The 17,766-nt window shown below is 66.4% G+C and carries 19 protein-coding genes; 4 read left to right on the top strand and 15 right to left on the bottom strand.

Annotated elements, in window-relative coordinates:
- Positions 1-73: 73 nt before the first annotated feature.
- On the top strand, positions 74-718 hold the full coding sequence (locus tag K6V06_RS18475; protein ID WP_222245590.1) for a type II secretion system protein N: 645 nt from the start codon (positions 74-76) through the stop codon (positions 716-718).
- A gap of 156 nt (positions 719-874) precedes the next feature.
- The gene (locus K6V06_RS18470; protein ID WP_222245589.1) at positions 875-1,540 is read left to right on the top strand and encodes an EF-hand domain-containing protein; all 666 of its coding nucleotides are present in this window, start codon (positions 875-877) and stop codon (positions 1,538-1,540) included.
- Between the two features lie 176 nt (positions 1,541-1,716).
- On the opposite strand, the gene hppD is transcribed toward K6V06_RS18470, so the two are convergent.
- Positions 1,717-2,853, bottom strand: a complete 1,137-nt coding sequence (gene hppD / locus K6V06_RS18465; RefSeq protein WP_222245588.1) for a 4-hydroxyphenylpyruvate dioxygenase — start codon at positions 2,851-2,853, stop codon at positions 1,717-1,719.
- A gap of 169 nt (positions 2,854-3,022) precedes the next feature.
- On the opposite strand from hppD, the gene K6V06_RS18460 reads away from it, so the two are divergent.
- Positions 3,023-3,514, top strand: coding sequence for an Lrp/AsnC family transcriptional regulator (locus K6V06_RS18460; protein ID WP_222245587.1), 492 nt, complete (start codon positions 3,023-3,025; stop codon positions 3,512-3,514).
- Positions 3,515-3,652: 138 nt separating this feature from the next.
- Here the strand turns inward: K6V06_RS18460 and K6V06_RS18455 are convergent, their stop codons facing one another.
- From K6V06_RS18455 to K6V06_RS18405, 11 genes are all read right to left on the bottom strand, one after another.
- Positions 3,653-4,351 carry a GNAT family N-acetyltransferase gene (locus tag K6V06_RS18455; protein ID WP_222245586.1) on the bottom strand — a complete coding sequence of 233 codons (699 nt, stop codon included), beginning with the start codon at positions 4,349-4,351 and terminating at the stop codon, positions 3,653-3,655.
- Positions 4,352-4,732: 381 nt separating this feature from the next.
- The gene (locus K6V06_RS18450; protein WP_222245585.1) at positions 4,733-5,344 is read right to left on the bottom strand and encodes a TetR/AcrR family transcriptional regulator; all 612 of its coding nucleotides are present in this window, start codon (positions 5,342-5,344) and stop codon (positions 4,733-4,735) included.
- 6 nt (positions 5,345-5,350) lie between these two features.
- Positions 5,351-6,145 carry a DUF1835 domain-containing protein gene (locus tag K6V06_RS18445; protein ID WP_222245640.1) on the bottom strand — a complete coding sequence of 265 codons (795 nt, stop codon included), beginning with the start codon at positions 6,143-6,145 and terminating at the stop codon, positions 5,351-5,353.
- Between the two features lie 112 nt (positions 6,146-6,257).
- Positions 6,258-7,346: a 1,2-phenylacetyl-CoA epoxidase subunit PaaE gene (gene paaE, locus K6V06_RS18440; RefSeq protein WP_222245584.1), complete on the bottom strand. Its 1,089-nt coding sequence runs from the start codon at positions 7,344-7,346 to the stop codon at positions 6,258-6,260.
- Between the two features lie 53 nt (positions 7,347-7,399).
- Positions 7,400-7,969: a 1,2-phenylacetyl-CoA epoxidase subunit PaaD gene (paaD, locus tag K6V06_RS18435; RefSeq protein ID WP_222245583.1), complete on the bottom strand. Its 570-nt coding sequence runs from the start codon at positions 7,967-7,969 to the stop codon at positions 7,400-7,402.
- Between the two features lie 13 nt (positions 7,970-7,982).
- Positions 7,983-8,837 carry a 1,2-phenylacetyl-CoA epoxidase subunit PaaC gene (gene paaC / locus K6V06_RS18430; RefSeq protein ID WP_222245582.1) on the bottom strand — a complete coding sequence of 285 codons (855 nt, stop codon included), beginning with the start codon at positions 8,835-8,837 and terminating at the stop codon, positions 7,983-7,985.
- A 10-nt stretch (positions 8,838-8,847) separates the two neighbouring features.
- Positions 8,848-9,135: a 1,2-phenylacetyl-CoA epoxidase subunit PaaB gene (gene paaB / locus K6V06_RS18425; RefSeq protein WP_222245581.1), complete on the bottom strand. Its 288-nt coding sequence runs from the start codon at positions 9,133-9,135 to the stop codon at positions 8,848-8,850.
- Between the two features lie 39 nt (positions 9,136-9,174).
- Positions 9,175-10,191 (bottom strand): 1,2-phenylacetyl-CoA epoxidase subunit PaaA, encoded by a 1,017-nt coding sequence (gene paaA, locus K6V06_RS18420; RefSeq protein WP_222245580.1) that lies wholly within the window; start codon positions 10,189-10,191, stop codon positions 9,175-9,177.
- Positions 10,192-10,329: 138 nt separating this feature from the next.
- A complete protein-coding gene (locus tag K6V06_RS18415; RefSeq protein ID WP_222245579.1) occupies positions 10,330-10,617 on the bottom strand; it encodes a DUF1488 domain-containing protein in 288 nt (95 codons plus the stop codon).
- Positions 10,618-10,924: 307 nt separating this feature from the next.
- Positions 10,925-11,914 (bottom strand): pyridoxamine 5'-phosphate oxidase family protein, encoded by a 990-nt coding sequence (locus tag K6V06_RS18410; RefSeq protein WP_222245578.1) that lies wholly within the window; start codon positions 11,912-11,914, stop codon positions 10,925-10,927.
- 23 nt (positions 11,915-11,937) lie between these two features.
- Positions 11,938-12,603 carry a glutathione S-transferase family protein gene (locus tag K6V06_RS18405; protein ID WP_370637499.1) on the bottom strand — a complete coding sequence of 222 codons (666 nt, stop codon included), beginning with the start codon at positions 12,601-12,603 and terminating at the stop codon, positions 11,938-11,940.
- 110 nt (positions 12,604-12,713) lie between these two features.
- On the opposite strand from K6V06_RS18405, the gene K6V06_RS18400 reads away from it, so the two are divergent.
- Entirely contained in the window at positions 12,714-13,631 is a 918-nt protein-coding gene (locus tag K6V06_RS18400; RefSeq protein WP_222245577.1) for a LysR family transcriptional regulator, read from the top strand.
- Between the two features lie 22 nt (positions 13,632-13,653).
- Here K6V06_RS18400 and K6V06_RS18395 read toward each other — a convergent pair whose 3' ends face one another.
- From K6V06_RS18395 to K6V06_RS18385, 3 genes are all read right to left on the bottom strand, one after another.
- A complete protein-coding gene (locus K6V06_RS18395) occupies positions 13,654-14,901 on the bottom strand; it encodes a nucleoside recognition domain-containing protein (protein ID WP_222245576.1) in 1,248 nt (415 codons plus the stop codon).
- 123 nt (positions 14,902-15,024) lie between these two features.
- The gene (locus K6V06_RS18390; RefSeq protein ID WP_222245575.1) at positions 15,025-15,420 is read right to left on the bottom strand and encodes a DUF488 domain-containing protein; all 396 of its coding nucleotides are present in this window, start codon (positions 15,418-15,420) and stop codon (positions 15,025-15,027) included.
- A gap of 18 nt (positions 15,421-15,438) precedes the next feature.
- Positions 15,439-17,130 carry an AMP-binding protein gene (locus K6V06_RS18385; RefSeq protein WP_222245574.1) on the bottom strand — a complete coding sequence of 564 codons (1,692 nt, stop codon included), beginning with the start codon at positions 17,128-17,130 and terminating at the stop codon, positions 15,439-15,441.
- Between the last annotated feature and the right edge of the window lie 636 nt (positions 17,131-17,766).

The following is a 17,766-nucleotide window of genomic DNA, read 5'->3' as shown; positions in this document are numbered from 1 at the left end:
CCATCTGCCTCTGTTACGCTTGCCGCGTCATCGGTTCCCTAGGCCGGCGCCCGCGAGCGCCGCCGCATCGCACGTGCGCCTGTCCCTGCAACCCGCCTTTCGCCTCGATTCCGCCGCCGCCTGGGCGCCCCGCCTGGCCGCGCCGGTCCTGTTTGTTGCGCTGTGTGCGCTGGTGACCTGGTGGGTGCTGAAGATCAGTGCGATGAATACCCTCCCCGTGCCGCAGCGCGCCAGGGTCGCGCAGACCGAAGCGGTGGAAACGGGCGCCGTGGCCACGCTGTTTGGCGGCAGGCCGCAGGCGACCGTCACCAACGTCCAGCTGCTGGGGGTGGTCGCCGATATCGGTGGCGGCCGGGGCGCTGCGGTGGTGACAGTCGACAACGGACCGCCCAAGGCCCTGCGCGCCGGCGCGCAACTCGGCCCGCAGCTGAAGCTGGTCGAGATCCGCGACCGCGCCATCGTGATCGAGCGCAACGGCGCAAGCCAGGTGATCCCCCTGCCGGCGCAGCCACAGCCCACGCGCGGACCGGCGCCCGCGGCCCGCCCGCAGGTGCTGCCCCCGTCCGGTGCCGCGGCGCCGCTATCCACCCCGGCGGCGCCGGGCGCGCCTGCACCGGTAACCCGATCGGCCCCTCCCGCGCAATCTGTCCAGAGCGCCGACACGAACCCAGGGGCGCCGGCAGGCGCAACGTTCGATGAGGCGCAGGCGGGCGGCTGACCTCTTTGTATTCACGCTGTATTGCGCGCGTTTACAGCACAAAGCCGTTTCTGTGAGCCGGGTAACATCGTATTAATCCGGCCAACTTCCGGGCTTGCCTCGCGTTCTAATGGGTACATGGTCGCTTTTGACCGTTGACCCAAGAGGAAAAGAAAGATGCGAAGCCACACCATCAAGTCGCGCCCCGTGCAGCAATTCCTGGCCGCTTCGGCGGTGTTCCTGGCAATGGGCGGCACCGCCCTGGCGCAAGCCCAGACCAACGCGCAACCGCAGGCGCCGGCCCAGCAGGCAGCGCCCACCCAGGCCGCTCCTCACCACAAGGAAGGCGGCCATCGCGGCGAGCACCGTCACCGCGGCCACCACCACCACCATCACGCCGCCGGCATGATGTGGATGAATTCAGTGGACACCGACCGCGATGGCGCGGTGTCCAAGGCGGAGGCCGACGCGATCTTCGCCCGCATCGACGCCAACAAGGATGGCAAGCTCGACCGCGAGGAAATGCGGGCCTACCAGAAGGCGCAGCACGAGCAGCACCGCGCGCAAATGCGCGAGCGTTTCGAGGCGAGCTACAAGGCCGCCGACAAGAACGGCGATGGCGCATTGACGCGCGAAGAGGCGCAGTCCGGCATGCCGGGCCTTGCCAAGCGCTTCGATCGCGTCGACGCCGACAAGGACGGCAAGGTAACGCGCGACGAGATCGGCAATGCCATGCGCCAGGCCCACGCCAAGCGCCACGGCGAGCGCGGTCAGCGCGGCAACAACGGCACTCCGCCGACTGCACCGTCGAATCCGGCCGCGCCGTCGACCGAAGGCGCCTGACACCCGGAGCAATGAAAAAGGCGCGCGACCGCAAGGCCGCGCGCCTTTTTTTCTGGATACACGGCGCCGAAGATCGGTGCGCCGGTCTGCTCCCCTCGCCCGCTTGCGGGAGAGGGGCCGGGGGAGAGGGCGCGGCGGCAACTGCCCCGCGTTCGCCGCCCCAACCCCTTCAGCCCTTACACCGGCTGCCCATCCTTGCTCAATACCCCACGGCGCATCTGGTCCAGTTCGATCGATTCGAACAGCGCCTTGAAGTTGCCCTCGCCGAAGCCCTGGTTGCCCTTGCGCTGGATGAACTCGTAGAAGATCGGACCCAGCTGGTTCTCCGAGAAGATTTGCAGCAGCAGGTCGTTCGGCGCACCATCGATCAGGATCTTGCGCTTCTTCAATTCCGCCAGATTTTCGCCGTGGCCGGGGATGCGGCGGTCCACCAGTTCGTAGTAGGTATCGATCGTATCGAGCAGCTTGATGCCGTTGGCGTTCAGCGCATCGACCGTGCGGTACAGGTCGGTGGAGCCGAGCGCGATATGCTGGATGCCCTCGCCCTTGTACATGTCCAGGTATTCCTGGATCTGGCCCGGCTTCTCCGTCCCTTCCTCGTTGATCGGGATGCGGATCTTGCCGCAGGGGCTGGTCATCGCCTTCGACTTGACGCCGGTGACCTGGCCTTCGATATCGAAGTAGCGGATCTCGCGGAAATTGAAGAAGCGCTCGTAGAAGTCCGCCCATTCCTTCATCCGGCCACGGTAGACGTTGTGCGTCAGGTGGTCGATATAGGTCAGGCCATGGCCGGCGGGATGCGGATCGGCGCCCGGGATGGGCACGAAGTCGACGTCGTAGATGCTGATATTGCCCACGTCGCCGGGCTTCGCGCCGTCCTTGCCCTCCCAGCGATCGACCAGGTAGATCAGCGAGTCGCCGATCCCCTTGATCGCGGGGATGTTCAGCTCCATCGGACCGCTCTTGTTGTCGAAACCCCAGGCGCCCAGTTCCAGCGCGCGCTGGTAGGCCTTGGCCGCGTCCTGCACGCGGAACGCGATCGCGCAGATCGACGGCCCGTGCAGCCGGGCGAACCGCTGCGCGAACGAATCCGGCTCGGCGTTGATGATGAAGTTGATGGTGCCCTGGCGGTACAGCGTCACGTTCTTGTGGCGATGCCGCGCGATCGCGGTAAAGCCCATCTTCTCGAACAGCTGCCCCATGGCGACGGGGTCCGGCGCCGCGTATTCGATGAACTCGAAGCCGTCGGTGCCCATCGGATTGTCCCAGCCGGAAAAGCCGGCGGACGCTTGCGTGGTCGGGGTCGCACTCATTGTCTTTCCTCCTGCGGTGGCCGGCCGCGACATCCGGAACGGGTGCGGCCTGTTGTATGACCCAGAAAGTGTATGACCCCGGTATACATAAAAAATTGCGTACTTGTGCACCGTTTGCTAAATTTGCGCAAAAAAATTGCCGACAATCTTATTGCGGAGCAACAATAACGTGACCAAGGTGGAGCTGGACAAGATCGACCGGAAAATCCTCGAGGTATTGCAGACCAATGGACGTCTGACCAACCTGGAGGTCGCGGAGCGCGTCAGCCTGTCGCCGAGTCCCTGTCTGCGGCGCATCCGGCGGCTGGAGGAGATGGGCGTGATCCGCCAATATGCGGCGCTGCTCGAGCCGAACAAGATCGGCCTTGGGCTGCTGGCCTACATCAACGTCCGGCTGGAAAAGCTGGGCGGCTCACCGAAGGGCAAGACGCCGCTGGACCTGTTCCGCGCCTCCATCGAGGTCTGGCCGGAAGTGGTGGCCTGCCACGCGATGACGGGTGAAATGGATCTGCTGCTCAAGGTCTACGTGGAGGACATGGAGCATTTCGCACGCTTCATGCAGGACCACCTGCTTGCCCACCCGTCGGTGATCGATGTGCGCTCCAGCTTCGCGCTCGAATCGATCAAGGACACCACGGCGCTGCCGGTGATCGGGGCCTGAGCCGGCGCGGACGCGGTGCCGGTGCCGGTGCCGGTGCCAATGCGATTGCGATTGCGATTGCGGTCCGCCAATGAAAAACGGCGCGCCGTGCATTGCACAGGCGCGCCGTTGCTTCGGCTTCTCCTGGTCCGAGTACGCTCAGGCCGTGCCCTTCTGCGGCATGATCGAGCGCCAGAAGCGCTGGCCGAAACGGCGTGCGTCGCGCAGGTTGCGTCGGACCACGTAGTCCAGGTCCGCGACCTGCTCGTCCAGCGCCTCGGTCAGGCGGCTCACGGTATCCGCGGGCGGCAGTTCCAGGTAGGCGTCAGCCTCGCCGTAGGCGTACTGCACCTTCATGCCGGCCTTGCGCGCGATATGCATCATGGCGGCGTTGCGCGACAGGCAGTGCATGTACAGCGTCCGCACATTGGTGTTGCGGCCGTGCATCGCGGCACGTTCGAACAATGCGGAGCCGATGCCGCGGCCACGTGCGCTCTGCGATACCGACACGCCGAACTCGGCGACCCGGCCCTGCGCGTTGTCGCGCAGGTTGGCGAAGTGGCCTACGCCCACCAGCTCGATATGCTCGTCATAGACGCCAAACACCGTGTCGTGGTCGAAGTCGATGCTCTCGACATATGCTTCGATCACGTGGTCGCCAACGGACTGGCCGAAACGGAGCAGGCGATCCTCCTCGCCCAGGGCGAGGAAATGCTTCAGCAGCCGCGAGCGGTGCTGGGCGCCAAGTTCGCGCACCAGCACGCTCGGACGTTGCGCCGCGATCGCGGCGTCGGCGGCCTTGCGTAGATCTTCGTCGGAGACTGCCCCGACGGCCTTGCTCAGTTCGAGCGGGTTCACGTTTCGATCCTCGGTGTGGGCGCCGGTTGGCGGCGCCGGGTATTCAGGGTGGAGCAAGGGGGCACAGCAGGGTGACTCGGCAAGCGGCGCAGGGTTCAACGGCGCCAGCGGGTCATGCCGTTCGATTCCGGGCAAATACCGTCTTGCTTGATTTCAGAATCTATTGTAAAGGAAAGCTGGTTTGGCGTCAGCGTGCTGCATTGCAAAATAAGCAGGCGTGCGCACATCTGCGCCTGCAAATCCCGAAGAATCAAGGACTTGGACGCCGCATGGGAGTGCGGTAGTGTTGGGATGTTGCAACGCGGAAGGGCGACAGGCAGAGGCGTCGCGACAAGCGCAGGAAGCGCCAGGGGCGAGGTGAAACCCGCGCCCTGAGCCGGATCAACGAGCCGCTCGGCCCGGCAGTCCACCGGCGAGCAGATCGATCACCATCTCGGCAAAGTCGGCATAAGACAACTTTCCGCCCGGCTTCAGCCAGGTGAACGTCCAGTTGATCATGCCGAATACCGTCATGGTCAGCGCGGTCTGGTTGTCCCGCGTGACCCGTTCCGGATACGCCCGGCGCAATTGACGCGAGAACGCGGCCACCACATCGCGCTCGCGCTTCAGGATGATGTCGCGCTGATCGCTGGCGAGGAACTTGACGTCGTTGATCAACGCCACGTGCCGGGTTTGCGAGTTCTCGTACTCCGCAAGGAAGGCACGGATCAGGTTGGCGAAGGTGTCCTGCTCGCTATGGCTCTGGCGCGCGGCCTCGGCCTCCACCTCGGTGACGATCAGCATCAGCCGGCGCGTATAGCGGTCCAGCAGATCGAACAGGATCGCTTCCTTGCTCTCGTAGTAGTGATAGAGGCGCGCCTTCGAGGTGCCGCAGGCGGCGGCAAGGTCGGCCATCGAGGTGCTGGGATAGCTGCTGGCAGCGAAGGCGGCGGCCGCCAGGTCCAGAATCTGTTCGCGCTGCGCCTCGAAATCGGGTGCCTTGGTACGGGCCATCGACGCCTATTCCGGACTGGCCGACTGGTTGCGGCGCAGTTCGCAGTTCTGGAGCGAGTCCGCGTTGCCCCGCATCACCATCAGTCCGGCGCCGATCAGCTCCCGGCATCGCCAGAAGAGGAACCAGTCGCTGGCCAGCAGCCCGTCGATCGCCCCCATGATGGCGGCGATCACTTCCACTGCGGGCGTCCATTCGACCGGCGCGCGCTCCAGAATCACGTCATCGACGGTGTGATAGGCGGCGGGCACCAGCGTATTGCCCTTCCACAGCCGGACATCGGCGTTGTCCTTGACGTTCTGTTGCCACTCGTAGCCCAGGCGGCCCAGACGCAGCACCGACACCGGCGCGATGGTGGAGAACCGGCGCGCCAGGCGCGCGGCCGGATACATGCCGATGGCCGTCAGCTTGCCCTGCGGGGCGCTTTCCAGCTCGCGCGCGTCCATCGCCACCTCGTTGATCCGCTGTGGCGTCTGGTAGAGATGAAACACGACCCGGCGCAGCATCAGCTGATCCGATGCGCTCTGGCCGTGCCAGATGGCGATCTCGAGATCGCTCTGGCGCAGGCCTTGCAACTGGTCCAGCGCCATGTGCATTTCGGCCGCAAAGTCGATCTCGCTGCGCGGCGCAACGCGCTGCCAGAAGCCGGACCGGGCCAGGCCGTTGGCATCGACATCGCCGATCGGGCCGACCGCCAGGTCGTCCCGCAGCACCACTACCGGATCGGGGCGTGCCGCTTGTGCGAGGGCCTGGCGCAGCGTGTTGCCGGCCATGTCACCGTTGACGACGTGGATGTATTGCATGGCCGTCATTGTATATGGAGTCGGCCGGGGGCCAAATGCGCAAGGCACCCCGGTTCGCCCCGTCAGGCGGCCGAAGCGCGCCCTGACGCACACTCGCGGGCGGTTGGGGCGATCACCGCTCGTCGTAGCTGATCACCACACGCTCGGTCAGCGGACGCGCCTGGCACGTCAGCACGAAGCCCTTGTCCATTTCCCAGGCTTCCAGCGTGTAGTTCTTCTCCATCTCCACCTTGCCTTCCAGCACCTTCGCACGGCAGGTACAGCACACGCCGCCCTTGCAGGCGTAGGGCAGATCCAGTCCCGCGGCCAGCGCGGTATCCAGCACGTTCGCATCCTGCAGCGGAATCCGCATCGCATGCTGCTTGCCGTCCAGCACCACCACCAGTTGCGCGGTGCCGCTCTGCTCCTGCTGGGTGGGCACCACGCGTCGCCGGGTCGGCGCCGCCGGCACGCCGAAGCGCTCGGTATGGATGCGCGCCGGATCCAGCCCGGCCTCCTTCAGCGCCGCCTCGACTTCGTCGATCATCGACGCGGGGCCGCAGACGAAGGCGGCATCAATGTCGTCGACCGGGATCAGCGTGTGCAGGAATTCAAGGGTGCGGGCGCGGTCCAGCCGGCCGTGCAGCAGCTCGACTTCCTGCGGCTGGCGCGACAGCACGTGATACAGCGTCAGCCGCGACAGGTACTGGTTCTTCAGGTCTTCCAGCGCCTCGCCAAAGATGATGCTGTCCACGCTGCGGTTGCCGTAGACCAGCGTGAAGCGGCTGTCCGGTTCGGCCGCCAGCGTGCTGCGGATCAGCGACATCACGGGGGTGATGCCGCTACCCGCGGCAAAGGCAACATAGTGGCGGGACGCCTGCGCGTTCAGCGGCACATGGAAGCGTCCGTCCGGCGTCATCACTTCGATGGTGTGGCCGGGCTCCAGCGCGTCGTGCAGATAGTTGGAAAACACGCCCTCGTCGACCCGCTTGACCGCGATGCGCAGCTCGCCATGCCGGTCGTAGTCCTGCGATGCGCAGCAGATCGAGTACGAGCGGCGCACGTCGCTGTCGCCGATTCGTGCCCGCAGCGTCAGGAACTGGCCCGGCAGGAAGCGGTAGGCGTCGCGCAGCCCTTCCGGGACGTCGAACGCCACCGACACCGTGTCGGCCGTTTCATTGCGGACTTGCGCCACGCGCAGCGGATGGAATTGTGGGGTCATGGCCTTGCATCCCGGCGTTGCCTGGCGGCACTTTGGCGCCAGGCCCGGCTGGACTAGTAGGGTTTGAAATAGTCGAAGGGCTCCCGGCAGTCGATGCACCGGTACAGCGCCTTGCAGGCGGTGGAGCCGAACTGCGCCAGCACTTCGGTATGGACGCTGCCGCAGCGCGGGCAGGCCACCGTCTCGCGCCGGGCCGCCGCGGCCGCGCGAGGAACGAAGCGGATCGTGCGCTCGCCCGCTGCAGACGCATGGCAGCGGCCGGGCGGCGCGATGCCGTAGGTGCGCAGCTTGTTGCGCCCTTCCTCGGTGATCCAGTCCGTCGTCCAGGCCGGCGACAGCGAGGTACGGATGCGCCAGGGGCCGAGTGCGGCAGCGTCCAGCGCCGCGCCGATGTCCTCGGCAATCTGGCTCATCGCCGGGCAGCCGGAGTAGGTCGGCGTGATCTCGACCTCGAGCACCGCATCGGCAGCCACCGTCACGCCGCGCAGGATGCCCAGCTCACGGATCGACACGACCGGAATCTCCGGGTCGGGCACCGTCTCCAGCGCGGTCCGGGCCCGCTCGAGCCGATCGATGGCGCCGGTGTCGCCGAGGGAAACCGGACGGTCCGCAACCGCGTTCATGGCATCCCCTTGCTTACCAGTGCGCGCCAGGATGGGCGCGAGCCAGGCCCTGCATTTCGGCGAGCAGGTAGCTCATATGCTCCGAATGCAGTCCGGATTTGCCGGTCGAAACGAAGGCGGTCGCCGCGGGCATCGTCAAGGTGGCCTCGGCAAGCGTCTCCTCCACCGTGGCAGTCCATGCCGGACGGCATTGCGCGGCGATCACGCCCACGCCCTGGGCCGTGGCTTCCTGCTCCACCGCATCCGTGGCGAAGCACTCGTTCATATAGGGCATCAGGTGGTCGAGCGCGCGCTGGGTACGGCGGTGCGATTCCTCGGTGCCGTCGCCCAGCCGCACCACCCACCCGCCGGCGTGGTGCAGGTGGTAGCTCGCTTCCTTCAGCGATTTCGCCGCGATCGCCGCCAGGCCCGCGTCGCTGCTGGCCTGCAGCGCGCTCCACAGTTCCACCATCAGTGCGCTGTAAAGGAAATTGCGCACGATGGTCACCGCGTAATCGCGATCCGAGGCAGCCGTGCCGGCGAGCGGACCGGTATGGGGCAGCTCCAGCAGCGTCCAGTTGCGGAACTCGCGTTCGTCGCGCCAGTAGGCGTAGTCGTCCTCGTGCCGCAGCCGGCCGGTCAGCTCGCCTTCCAGTTCGCCGGCACGGCTGTAGAGCAGCCGCGCCTGCCCGATCAGGTCGAGGCTGACATTGGCCAGTGCAATATCCTCTTCCAGCACCGGACCGTGGCCGCACCACTCGGCATTGCGCTGGCCCAGGATCAGCGCGTTGTCCGCCAGCCGCAGGATGTACTGGAGGCCGGCGCTGCGCGAGAGCGGCAGGTGGCGCAGGCTCGCCTGGATCGGCGTCGTATCGCTCGATGACGTCATGCCGGCGCTCCTACATGTAGTCGACTTCGTCGGGCAGCTGGTAGAAGGTCGGATGGCGATAGATCTTGTCGGCCATCGGCTCGAACAGCTCGGGCTTGTCCTCGGGCGCACTGGCCGTGATCGCCGCCGACGGCACCACCCAGATCGACACGCCTTCCTGCCGCCGGGTATAGACGTCGCGCGCCATGCGCAGCGCCTGCTGCGCGTCCGCGGCGTGCAGGCTGCCGCAATGCTTGTGCTCCAGGCCCTGCTTGCTGCGGACGAACACTTCCCACAGCGGCCATTCCTTCTGTGCCATCCGGTTGTCTCCTGTCATTGCTGATGCGGGCGGGCGAGATCAGGCCGCCTGTGCCTGTTGCCGCTCGCATCGCGCCGCCTTGGCGGCGTGAGCCAGCGCCGCCTCGCGCACCCAGGCGCCGTCCTCGTGCGCCTTCACGCGGGTGGCAAGGCGTTCGCGGTTGCACGGCCCGTCGCCCTGGATCACGCGCCAGAACTCTTCCCAGTCCAGCGGGCTGTAGTCATAGTGGCCGCGCTCCTCGTTCCAGCGCAGGCCCGGGTCGGGCAGCGTGACGCCGAGTACCTTGGCCTGCTCGACCGCGGCATCGACGAACTTCTGCCGCAGGTCATCATTGGAAATCCGTTTGATGCCCCAGGCCATGGTCTGCGCGCTGTTGGTCGATTCGCTGTCGGGCGGGCCGAACATCATCAGCACCGGGAACCACCAGCGGTTGACCGCGTCCTGCACCATCTGCCGCTGCGCGTCGGTGCCGCGCATCATCGCCAGCAGCGCTTCATAGCCCTGGCGCTGGTGGAAGGATTCCTCCTTGCAGATGCGGATCATCGCGCGCGCATACGGCCCGTAGGAGCAGCGGCACAGCGGAATCTGGTTCATGATCGCCGCGCCGTCCACCAGCCAGCCAATCACGCCTACATCGGCCCAGGTCAGCGTCGGGTAGTTGAAGATCGACGAGTACTTGGCCTTGCCCCGATGCAGCGCATCGACCATCTCGTCGCGAGATGTGCCGAGCGTCTCGGCGGCCGAATAGAGGTAGAGGCCGTGCCCGCCCTCGTCCTGGACCTTGGCCAGCAGGATCGCCTTGCGCTTGAGCGACGGCGCCCGGCTGATCCAGTTGCCTTCCGGCTGCATGCCGATGATTTCGGAATGGGCGTGCTGGGAGATCTGACGGACCAGCGTCTTGCGGTAGGCCTCGGGCATCCAGTCCTGCGGCTCGATCTTGCCGTCCTCGGCCAGCCGGGCGTCGAAGGCGGTCTGCCGGTCGAGATCCTTGCCTTGCGCGGGCGGCACCGCCTCCAGTTTCGCCGACGACGGAATATCCAGACTTTGCGTGTACATGGCGCCTCCTGATGGCCGATGCCCCGGCCGAGGCCGGGCTTGCTTGCGACCATTATATATAAACCGACCAGTCGGTCAATTAATTGGCGCGCGTCAGGAGGCGATGTGGCGGCAGAGGCGGTGAAAGAGGGCGGTGCGTCAGTTCGTCAGGGATGCAAAGCGCACATGCCCGCTGCGCAGCATGATTTCCCGCGACTCGGTCAGCTCGAACATCCGTTCGGCGAGGCGCTCGATGTGCTGGCGGTGATCGGTGAAGGCGCGGACCAGGTCTTCCCGGCTGGCCGAGCGCGCGCCGAAATGCGATTCCAGCGCTTCCGCGGTAATTGAATAGCGCGACGGCTTGCCGTTCACGGTGGCGGGGCAGGAGAGCGTCAGGCTGCAGCCGCAGTAGCTGGGCACCGAGCTGGGGAACGTGATGTAGGGCATGGCACGCCTCCAACGTGTCGCGATCGAATGGCAAGCGGGGAGCCCCAGGCGCGAACGCCCGGTTCAAACCATTCTAGGATACGGCGAGCAACACTTCCGTTTGACTTGTGCTGCAGCGCGGAGGACCGGGCACCGGGCATTCCCCCCCGCCTTCGCCAGGCGGCGGGCGAAAAAAAACCCGCGCAGTGGTGCGCGGGCTGGAATCCACCGAGGTGGTGGAGGAGACAGGCTCAACTATACGCAATCTGTTGCGACGCACCAAGGGCGAATTGGGGAAAACGTTGATTGCATCCTGCTTGCGTTGCAGTTATGCAACATCGCATGCGGCCGGGGTGGAGGGCCATTCACCCGTGTCGGCCAGCCAAGGCGACGGTGTCGATAAAGCCGCACGCAGCGGGAGGGCGCCCGGTCGTCGCACCATCTTCTCCACCGTCATCCGCACCACTCGTTCCGCCCCGGCGTAGCGCGCGACCAGTGGACCGTCCCACAGTACTTCCGCCCGCACGCCGACGTGCAACAGGTCACCACTGTCAAAGTCCGCAAACAGCAGTCCGGCGCGCGGGTTGCGCAGCAGGTTGCCGACCGTATTGAAATACGCGTTGCCGTTGAAGTCGGGTAGCAGCAGGCGGCCCGCGTCGTCGATGCCGACGAAACCGGGTTTGCCGCCCCGGTGCGATACATCCGTGCCGCCGTTGTGCAGGCCTGGCGCATCGTGATGGTGGGTGGCGATGAATAGCGTGTCGGCGCGGCCGATCTGCGCCGTCGCCAGGCCGTCCAGCGTATCGGACACTATCGGCGCGACCTCGGCCGCCTGGCCCGGCGCTGGCCGCACCGAGCGCTGCTGGATATAGCGCGGACAGTTGCCGAAGCTCTGCAATACGGCGACCGTGATGCCCGCCTTGTCCGCGCCGACGATGACGCCGTTCATCCGGTTGCGCCGGCGCGTCTCCAGCTCGATTCCGAGCAGCCCGATGTCGGCGCCCGGGACCAGGGCTGCGGCGATCGGGTCGCCCGGCGCGGCCTGTGCATCGATACGCAGGCGAGCGGCATCCAGCGCGCGGGCAAAACCCGGTGTCCCGGTCAGCAGGCTGGCCCAGGGTCGCCCTTCGGCATCCACCGCGGCGGCGACCAGGAACGGAAGCTGGGCGAAGAACTGCCGATGCTGCTCCGGCATCTGCGCGCGGATCACCCGCCGCTCGGCAGCCTCGAGTTGCGCTGCCGTGCCCGCCCGACGCTGGGCTTCCAGCTCGCCGGAATGAAAGGGAGATTCGGCATGGGGCCAGACTGGTAACGTCATGATGCCTCCTGGTTCGGCAACGGTCAGGCCTGCGGCGCGTGCGGCATCGGCACGAAGCCGGGCAGCGCCTCGACGCGCGCCAGCCAACCGCGGATGGCCGGATAGTCCGCCAGCGATACGCCACCTTCCTCGGCCCGGGCGATATACGCGTAGCTCGCGACGTCGGCCAGCGTCGGCGCGGCGCCCGTCAGGTACGCGTCCCTCGTCAGCAGCGGCTCCATGACATCGAACAGCCGTGCGGCCCGCAGGCGCGCATCCTCGAGCTGCACGGGCCGGCCAAACACTACCCCCAGGCGGGCCGCCGCCGGGCCGAAGGCAATTTCGCCCGCCGCCACGGACAGCCAGCGCTGCACCGCGGCAGCGCCAGCCGGGTCCCGCGGCAGCCAGCGCCCGTCGTCATAGCGCAGGGCAAGGTAGACCAGGATGGCGTTGGAGTCCCCGATCACGGTGCCGTTGTCGTCCAGCACCGGTACCTGACCGAACGGATTGAGTCCGAGGAAGGACTCGCGCCGGTGCTCGCCGCCGCCAAGGTCCACCGGTTGCAAGCGGTATGGCAATCCGAGCAGGGACAGGAACAGGTGGACGCGGTGCACATGTCCGGAAAGCGGGAAGTGGTAGAGAACCAGCGGCGCGGCGGGCGCGTTTGCCAGCAGGGGCGAGGGCAGGGTGGGAGCGTGCGAAACGGTCACGGCGGACTCCGGGGATCGATAGCGATGGAGTCATTGTGGAAAGATCGGTGACGGCAATAAAGAGGGCCACCCGTATTGGACTACTCCAATAAACGGAGTAATGTGCGGCGATGGACAAATTGCGCGCAATGCAGACCTTCGTGCGAATCGTCGACGAGGGCAGCCTGACGGCCGCGGCGGCCTCGCTCGGGACCTCGCTCCCGGCAGTGGTGCGGACCCTGGCCGCGCTGGAGGCGGCGCTGCAGGTGCGGCTGCTGAACCGGACCACCCGGCGGCTGTCGCTGACCGAGGAGGGGCGCAGCTACCTGCAGAGCTGCCGGCAGATCCTGTCCACCATCGGCGAAGTGGAAGCCGGCCTGACGGCACGGCAGGTGGAGCCCGCCGGCCACCTGAGGATCACCGCGCCGGTGCAGTTCGGCCAGATGCATGTCGCCCCGGCTGTCGCTCGCTTCGTCGCCCGTTATCCGGAGATACGCTGCACCATGGCGTTCAGCGACCGCGTGGTGGACCTGCTGGAGGAGGAGATCGATGTGGGCATCCGCATCGGCCCCTTGCGCGATTCCGGCCTTGTCGCGCGGCCCGTCGGCCAGGTGCGCCGTGTCGTCGTCGCGACCCCCGGCTTCCTCGCCAGGCACGGCGTGCCGCGCCACCCGGACGCGCTGGCCAGCGCCAGTTGCCTGCGCCTGTCCACCTCGTCGCGCCACTGGTGGTCCTTCCAGCAGCAGGGCAGGGTGTTCCAGGTGCCCGTCTCCGGCAATCTCGAGTTCAATCACATCGCCCCGGCATTGGCCGCCTGCGCGGCTGGTGCGGGATTCGGACACTTCCTCTCCTACCAGGCCGCCCCGCTGGTGGCCGACGGAACCTTGCGCATCGTGCTGCAGGAGTTCGAGCAGCCGCCCTGGCCGCTGTCGCTGATCTATCCCCATGCCCGGCTATTGCCGGCCCGCACGCGCGCCTTCATCGACTGGATGGTGGACGATTTGACGCCGCGCTTCGCGGACCCCTATTCCATCGGCCGCCAGCGTTGATCGGGCAATGCGGCCGCTGCGCTTACGCGAAGAACAGGTAGCCGATGCCGATGGCAGCCACCAGACCGGCGACGTCGGCGAACAGCGCGCAGCCCAGCGCATGGCGGGTGTTGCGGATGCCGACGCTGCCGAAGTACACCGCGAGGACATAGAAGGTGGTCTCGGTGGACCCCTGGATGATGGCGGCCAGCTTGCCCTGGAAGGAGTCCACGCCATAGGCGGTCATCACATCGACCATCAGGCCACGGGCGCCGGCGCCGGACAGGATCTTCATCAGCCCGACCGGCAGCGCCGGCACGAACGCGGTATCCAGGCCGAGCGCCGCAATGCCGTTCGAGAGGCCCTGCATGACCCAGTCCATCGCCCCGCTGGCGCGGAACTGGCCGATGGCCACCAGGATGGCGATCAGGTAGGGCACGATCTGGATCGCCACCCCAAAGCCGTCCTTGGCGCCTTCGATGAAGGCCTCGTAGACATTGACCCGGCGCAGTGCGCCACAGGCAAGAAACAGCGCGATCACGGCGAGAATGAAGACGCTTCCCGCCAGCGACGTCACGATTTCGACCTGTGGCGCCGGCGCGTGGCGCAGCCACATGCCAAGCGCGCCCAGCGCCGCAATCACGCCGGCCACTGTCATCAGGATCGCGGGTTTGAGCAGGTTCAGCCGCTGCACCCAGGCTACCGCGAGCAGCCCGGCCAGGAAGGAGGCGCCGGTCGCCAGCAGGGTCGGCAGAAAGATGTCCGCCGCATTGAAGCCGACCAGGCCCTGCTTCATCGCCACGGCCTGCCGGATCGCGATCACCGACGTCGGGATCAGCGTGACGCCGGCCGTATTCAGCACGATGAACATGATCTGGGCGTCGGTGGCCACTTCCGGCTGCCGGTTCAGGCCCTGCAGCTCGCGCATCGCCTTCAGGCCGAGCGGGGTTGCCGCGTTGTCCAGCCCCAGCATGTTGGCCGACACGTTCATCATCATCGCGCCCTGCGCCGGGTGACCGGCAGGGACGGCGGGGAAGAGGTGCCGCAGCACCGGGTTCACCGCGCGGGCAAACGCCGGGATCAACCCGGCCCGCTCCCCGATCCGCATCAGGCCCAGCCACAGCGTCATGATGCCGACCAGCCCCAGCGAGATTTCGAAGCCGGTACGCGCGCTGTCGAACAGGCTGGTGAGCAGCGCCGGGAAGACCGAAGTATCGCCCAGCACCAGCCGCACCACGGCGATGACGAACGCGATCAGAAAGAACGACAGCCAGACCAGATTCAGAGCCATGGGCGCGCGAGCGGCAACGTGGGGGCGCATGCGATCGGCCCACACGCGTCGGATAGGACGGATAGGGCGCCTATCTTAGCGTGTCAGATCCTCCCCGCCGGCGCTGCCGGCGGCGTCGTTCCTTCAACGCACCTCCGCGCCGCGCTTTTGCAGAAGCTCGCGCAGCACCGACCGGTGGCAGCGCGCCTCGTTCTCGCAGTAGCAGCCGACCGCCAGATCGGTCCGGTGGGACAACGCAGCGAGCAGGTCGAGCGTGTGACTGGCGTCAGGCTGCGCCATCTGGGCCGTGAAGCCGCGCACGAAGCGGCGCCATGCCGCTTCGTCGTCCTCGCGGATCGCTTGCTGCGCTTCCTTCATCAGGTCGGCGGTGGGCGCCAGGTTGGGGTACCAGACATCGTAATAGTCGAGCCTCGCGTAGTCCTCCCGGCGCACGCCCCGCGGCGGCCGACGCACGGTGCCGATGCGCAGCCCCTCGCCGGGAAGGCGCGGAGTGCCGAGTCTGATGATATGCACGGCCATGCAGCGTCCTCCAACAGATCAGGCGGTGGCGGAGGGTTGCAGTCCCAGTTCCCGCACCATGCGCTCCCGCATCACGAACTTCTGTACCTTGCCGGTCACCGTCATCGGCATCTCGTCGACGAAGCGGATGTAACGCGGGATCTTGTAGTGGGCGATCTGGTCCCGGCAGAACGTGCGCACTTCGTCCTCGCTGGCCTGTTGCCCGGGTTTGAGCACGATCCAGGCGCACAACTCCTCGCCGTACTTCGGATCGGGCACCCCGAAGACCTGGACCGCCTGCACCGCCGGATGCCGGAACAGGAACTCCTCGATCTCCCGAGGGTAGATGTTCTCGCCACCGCGGATCACCATGTCCTTTACCCGTCCGACGATATTGCAGTAGCCCTCCTCGTCGATGGTCGCGAGGTCGCCGGTATGCATCCAGCCGTCACGAATCGCCTCGCGCGTGCGTTCGTCGTCTTCCCAGTAGCCGAGCATCACCGAGTAACCCTTGGTGCACAGCTCGCCGGTGGTGCCGACCGGCACCGGGCGACCGGTTTCGTCCACCACCTTGCATTGCAGATGGGGTTGCACGCGGCCCACGGTCGTAACGCGCTTCTCGAGCGGATCGTCCGTTGCGCTCTGGAACGAGACCGGGCTGGTTTCAGTCATGCCGTAGGCGATGGTGACTTCGTCCATATGCATGTCCGCGATCACCCGCCGCATGATCTCGATCGGACAAGGCGCCCCTGCCATGATGCCAGTGCGCAGCCTGGAGAAGTCGAAGCGCCCGAATTCGGGGTGGTCCAGCTGCGCAATGAACATGGTTGGCACGCCGTGCAGCGCCGTGCACTTCTCTTCGGTCACCGCCTCCATCGTCGCCAGTGGATCGAAGGCCTCGCCCGGGAAGATCATGCGGGCTCCCACGCTGACGCAGGCCAGCACGGACAGCACCATGCCGAAGCAGTGGTAAAGCGGCACGGGGATGCAAAGCGTGTCCCGGTCGCTCAGCCGCATGGCGGCGGCGACGAAGCGGCCGTTGTTGACCACGTTGTGATGCGTCAGCGTGGCTCCCTTGGGACTGCCGGTCGTGCCGCTGGTGAACTGGATATTGATCGGGTCATGCGGCCCCAGCCCAACCTCGACCTGCTCCAGCCGGTCGGTGTCGAGCGAACCGAGCAGCGAGGCATAGCTCTCCATCCCGGGGGTCGGTTCGTCTCCCATCCGCACGATCCATCGCAACTGCGGCAGCCGGCTGCTGTCCAGCTCGCCCGGGGCACAGCGCTCCAGCTCGGGCGCCAGCTTCTGCAGCATCTCGATATAGTTGCTGGTCTTGAAGCGGGCGGCCGTCACCAGCATCCGCACGCCGGCCTTGTTCAGCGCGTATTCCAGCTCCGAGAGCCGATAGGCCGGGTTGATATTGACCAGGATCGCCCCGATCCTGGCAGTGGCGAACTGCGTCACCAGCCACTCCGCCCGGTTGGGGGACCAGATCCCGACGCGTTCGCCGGGGCCGATGCCGCGCGCCAGCAATCCAGTTGCCATCCGCTCGACCTGCTCCTGGAACTGGCGCCAACTCCAGCGGATGCCTTGTTCCCGGAACACCACCGCTTCGCGGTCCTCGCGCCCCGCGACGGCGGCAGCCAGCAGCCGGGCGACCGTCTGGTCTGACAACGGCGGTTCGGTGTGGCCGGTGACGAGGGAAAGACCGGCTTCGGGTTCGAGTGGCATGACTGTCTCCTGTGTAGATCGTTAGAGTGTTCCTTGCCGGGCTCGCCGGGAAGTGTCGCGGGCACCGAGCTTGAACGATCGGGCTCCGCCACGCTGTCATCGGCGTGACACTTGAGGCGGCGACGGCACTTCTGCTTCGACATCGGCGTTGAGCGAAGTTTCTTTGCCGGAGGGCTTGCGTTCCCTGTCACGGTCCCTTAATATTCGCCCCCTCGCTGCTGAACGCGCAGCGGGGTCAGCGGAAAGGGAGACGCAAAGCGGCTCCCGCAGGTGTGCAGAAGAAGGACCGCACCTGCCGTGCAACGAGCGATGCTCTGAAAAAAGTTGCGCGAAACGGTTGACGAGAAGCGAAAACGTCTGCATAATCTCGTTTCTCTGCTGCTGACGCAGCAACGCAAGACGGCAGGCAGCACGACGTGCTGCGTGGCTCGAAGCGACAGGCTCTTTAACAACACGAACAACCGATAAGTGTGGGCGCTTGATAGCGGAGCGAACCGCCGAGGACTTCTGTCTTTGGCGTAGCTCAAAAGTTATCAGTGCTCGCACAGCAAAACGTGGCTTTATCTGTGTCAAGCAGATGGAGCCAGTCAGTTTTCTGAGAGTGAGCGACCGCTCGAAAGAGCGAGGTCCTTCGGG

The organism is Cupriavidus sp. AU9028 (genome assembly GCF_019795295.1).
In the GTDB taxonomy this organism is placed as follows: Bacteria; Pseudomonadota; Gammaproteobacteria; order Burkholderiales; family Burkholderiaceae; genus Cupriavidus.
Note: the sequence above shows the minus strand (reverse complement) of the source record. Positions and strands in the feature narration are given on the sequence as shown.

Excerpts from the sequence above, each read along its gene's own strand:
- paaE (WP_222245584.1), bottom strand. The coding sequence starts at position 7,346 with ATGACCCCACAATTCCATCCGCTGCGCGTGGCGCAAGTCCGCAATGAA.
- K6V06_RS18395 (WP_222245576.1), bottom strand. The coding sequence starts at position 14,901 with ATGGCTCTGAATCTGGTCTGGCTGTCGTTCTTTCTGATCGCGTTCGTC.
- K6V06_RS18410 (WP_222245578.1), bottom strand. The coding sequence starts at position 11,914 with ATGACGTTACCAGTCTGGCCCCATGCCGAATCTCCCTTTCATTCCGGC.
- K6V06_RS18445 (WP_222245640.1), bottom strand. The coding sequence starts at position 6,145 with ATGCAATACATCCACGTCGTCAACGGTGACATGGCCGGCAACACGCTG.
- paaA (WP_222245580.1), bottom strand. The coding sequence starts at position 10,191 with ATGTACACGCAAAGTCTGGATATTCCGTCGTCGGCGAAACTGGAGGCG.
- K6V06_RS18400 (WP_222245577.1), top strand. The coding sequence starts at position 12,714 with ATGGACAAATTGCGCGCAATGCAGACCTTCGTGCGAATCGTCGACGAG.
- paaC (WP_222245582.1), bottom strand. The coding sequence starts at position 8,837 with ATGACGTCATCGAGCGATACGACGCCGATCCAGGCGAGCCTGCGCCAC.
- K6V06_RS18390 (WP_222245575.1), bottom strand. The coding sequence starts at position 15,420 with ATGGCCGTGCATATCATCAGACTCGGCACTCCGCGCCTTCCCGGCGAG.
- paaD (WP_222245583.1), bottom strand. The coding sequence starts at position 7,969 with ATGAACGCGGTTGCGGACCGTCCGGTTTCCCTCGGCGACACCGGCGCC.
- K6V06_RS18450 (WP_222245585.1), bottom strand. The coding sequence starts at position 5,344 with ATGGCCCGTACCAAGGCACCCGATTTCGAGGCGCAGCGCGAACAGATT.
- K6V06_RS18385 (WP_222245574.1), bottom strand. The coding sequence starts at position 17,130 with ATGCCACTCGAACCCGAAGCCGGTCTTTCCCTCGTCACCGGCCACACC.
- paaB (WP_222245581.1), bottom strand. The coding sequence starts at position 9,135 with ATGGCACAGAAGGAATGGCCGCTGTGGGAAGTGTTCGTCCGCAGCAAG.
- K6V06_RS18415 (WP_222245579.1), bottom strand. The coding sequence starts at position 10,617 with ATGCCCTACATCACGTTCCCCAGCTCGGTGCCCAGCTACTGCGGCTGC.
- hppD (WP_222245588.1), bottom strand. The coding sequence starts at position 2,853 with ATGAGTGCGACCCCGACCACGCAAGCGTCCGCCGGCTTTTCCGGCTGG.
- K6V06_RS18470 (WP_222245589.1), top strand. The coding sequence starts at position 875 with ATGCGAAGCCACACCATCAAGTCGCGCCCCGTGCAGCAATTCCTGGCC.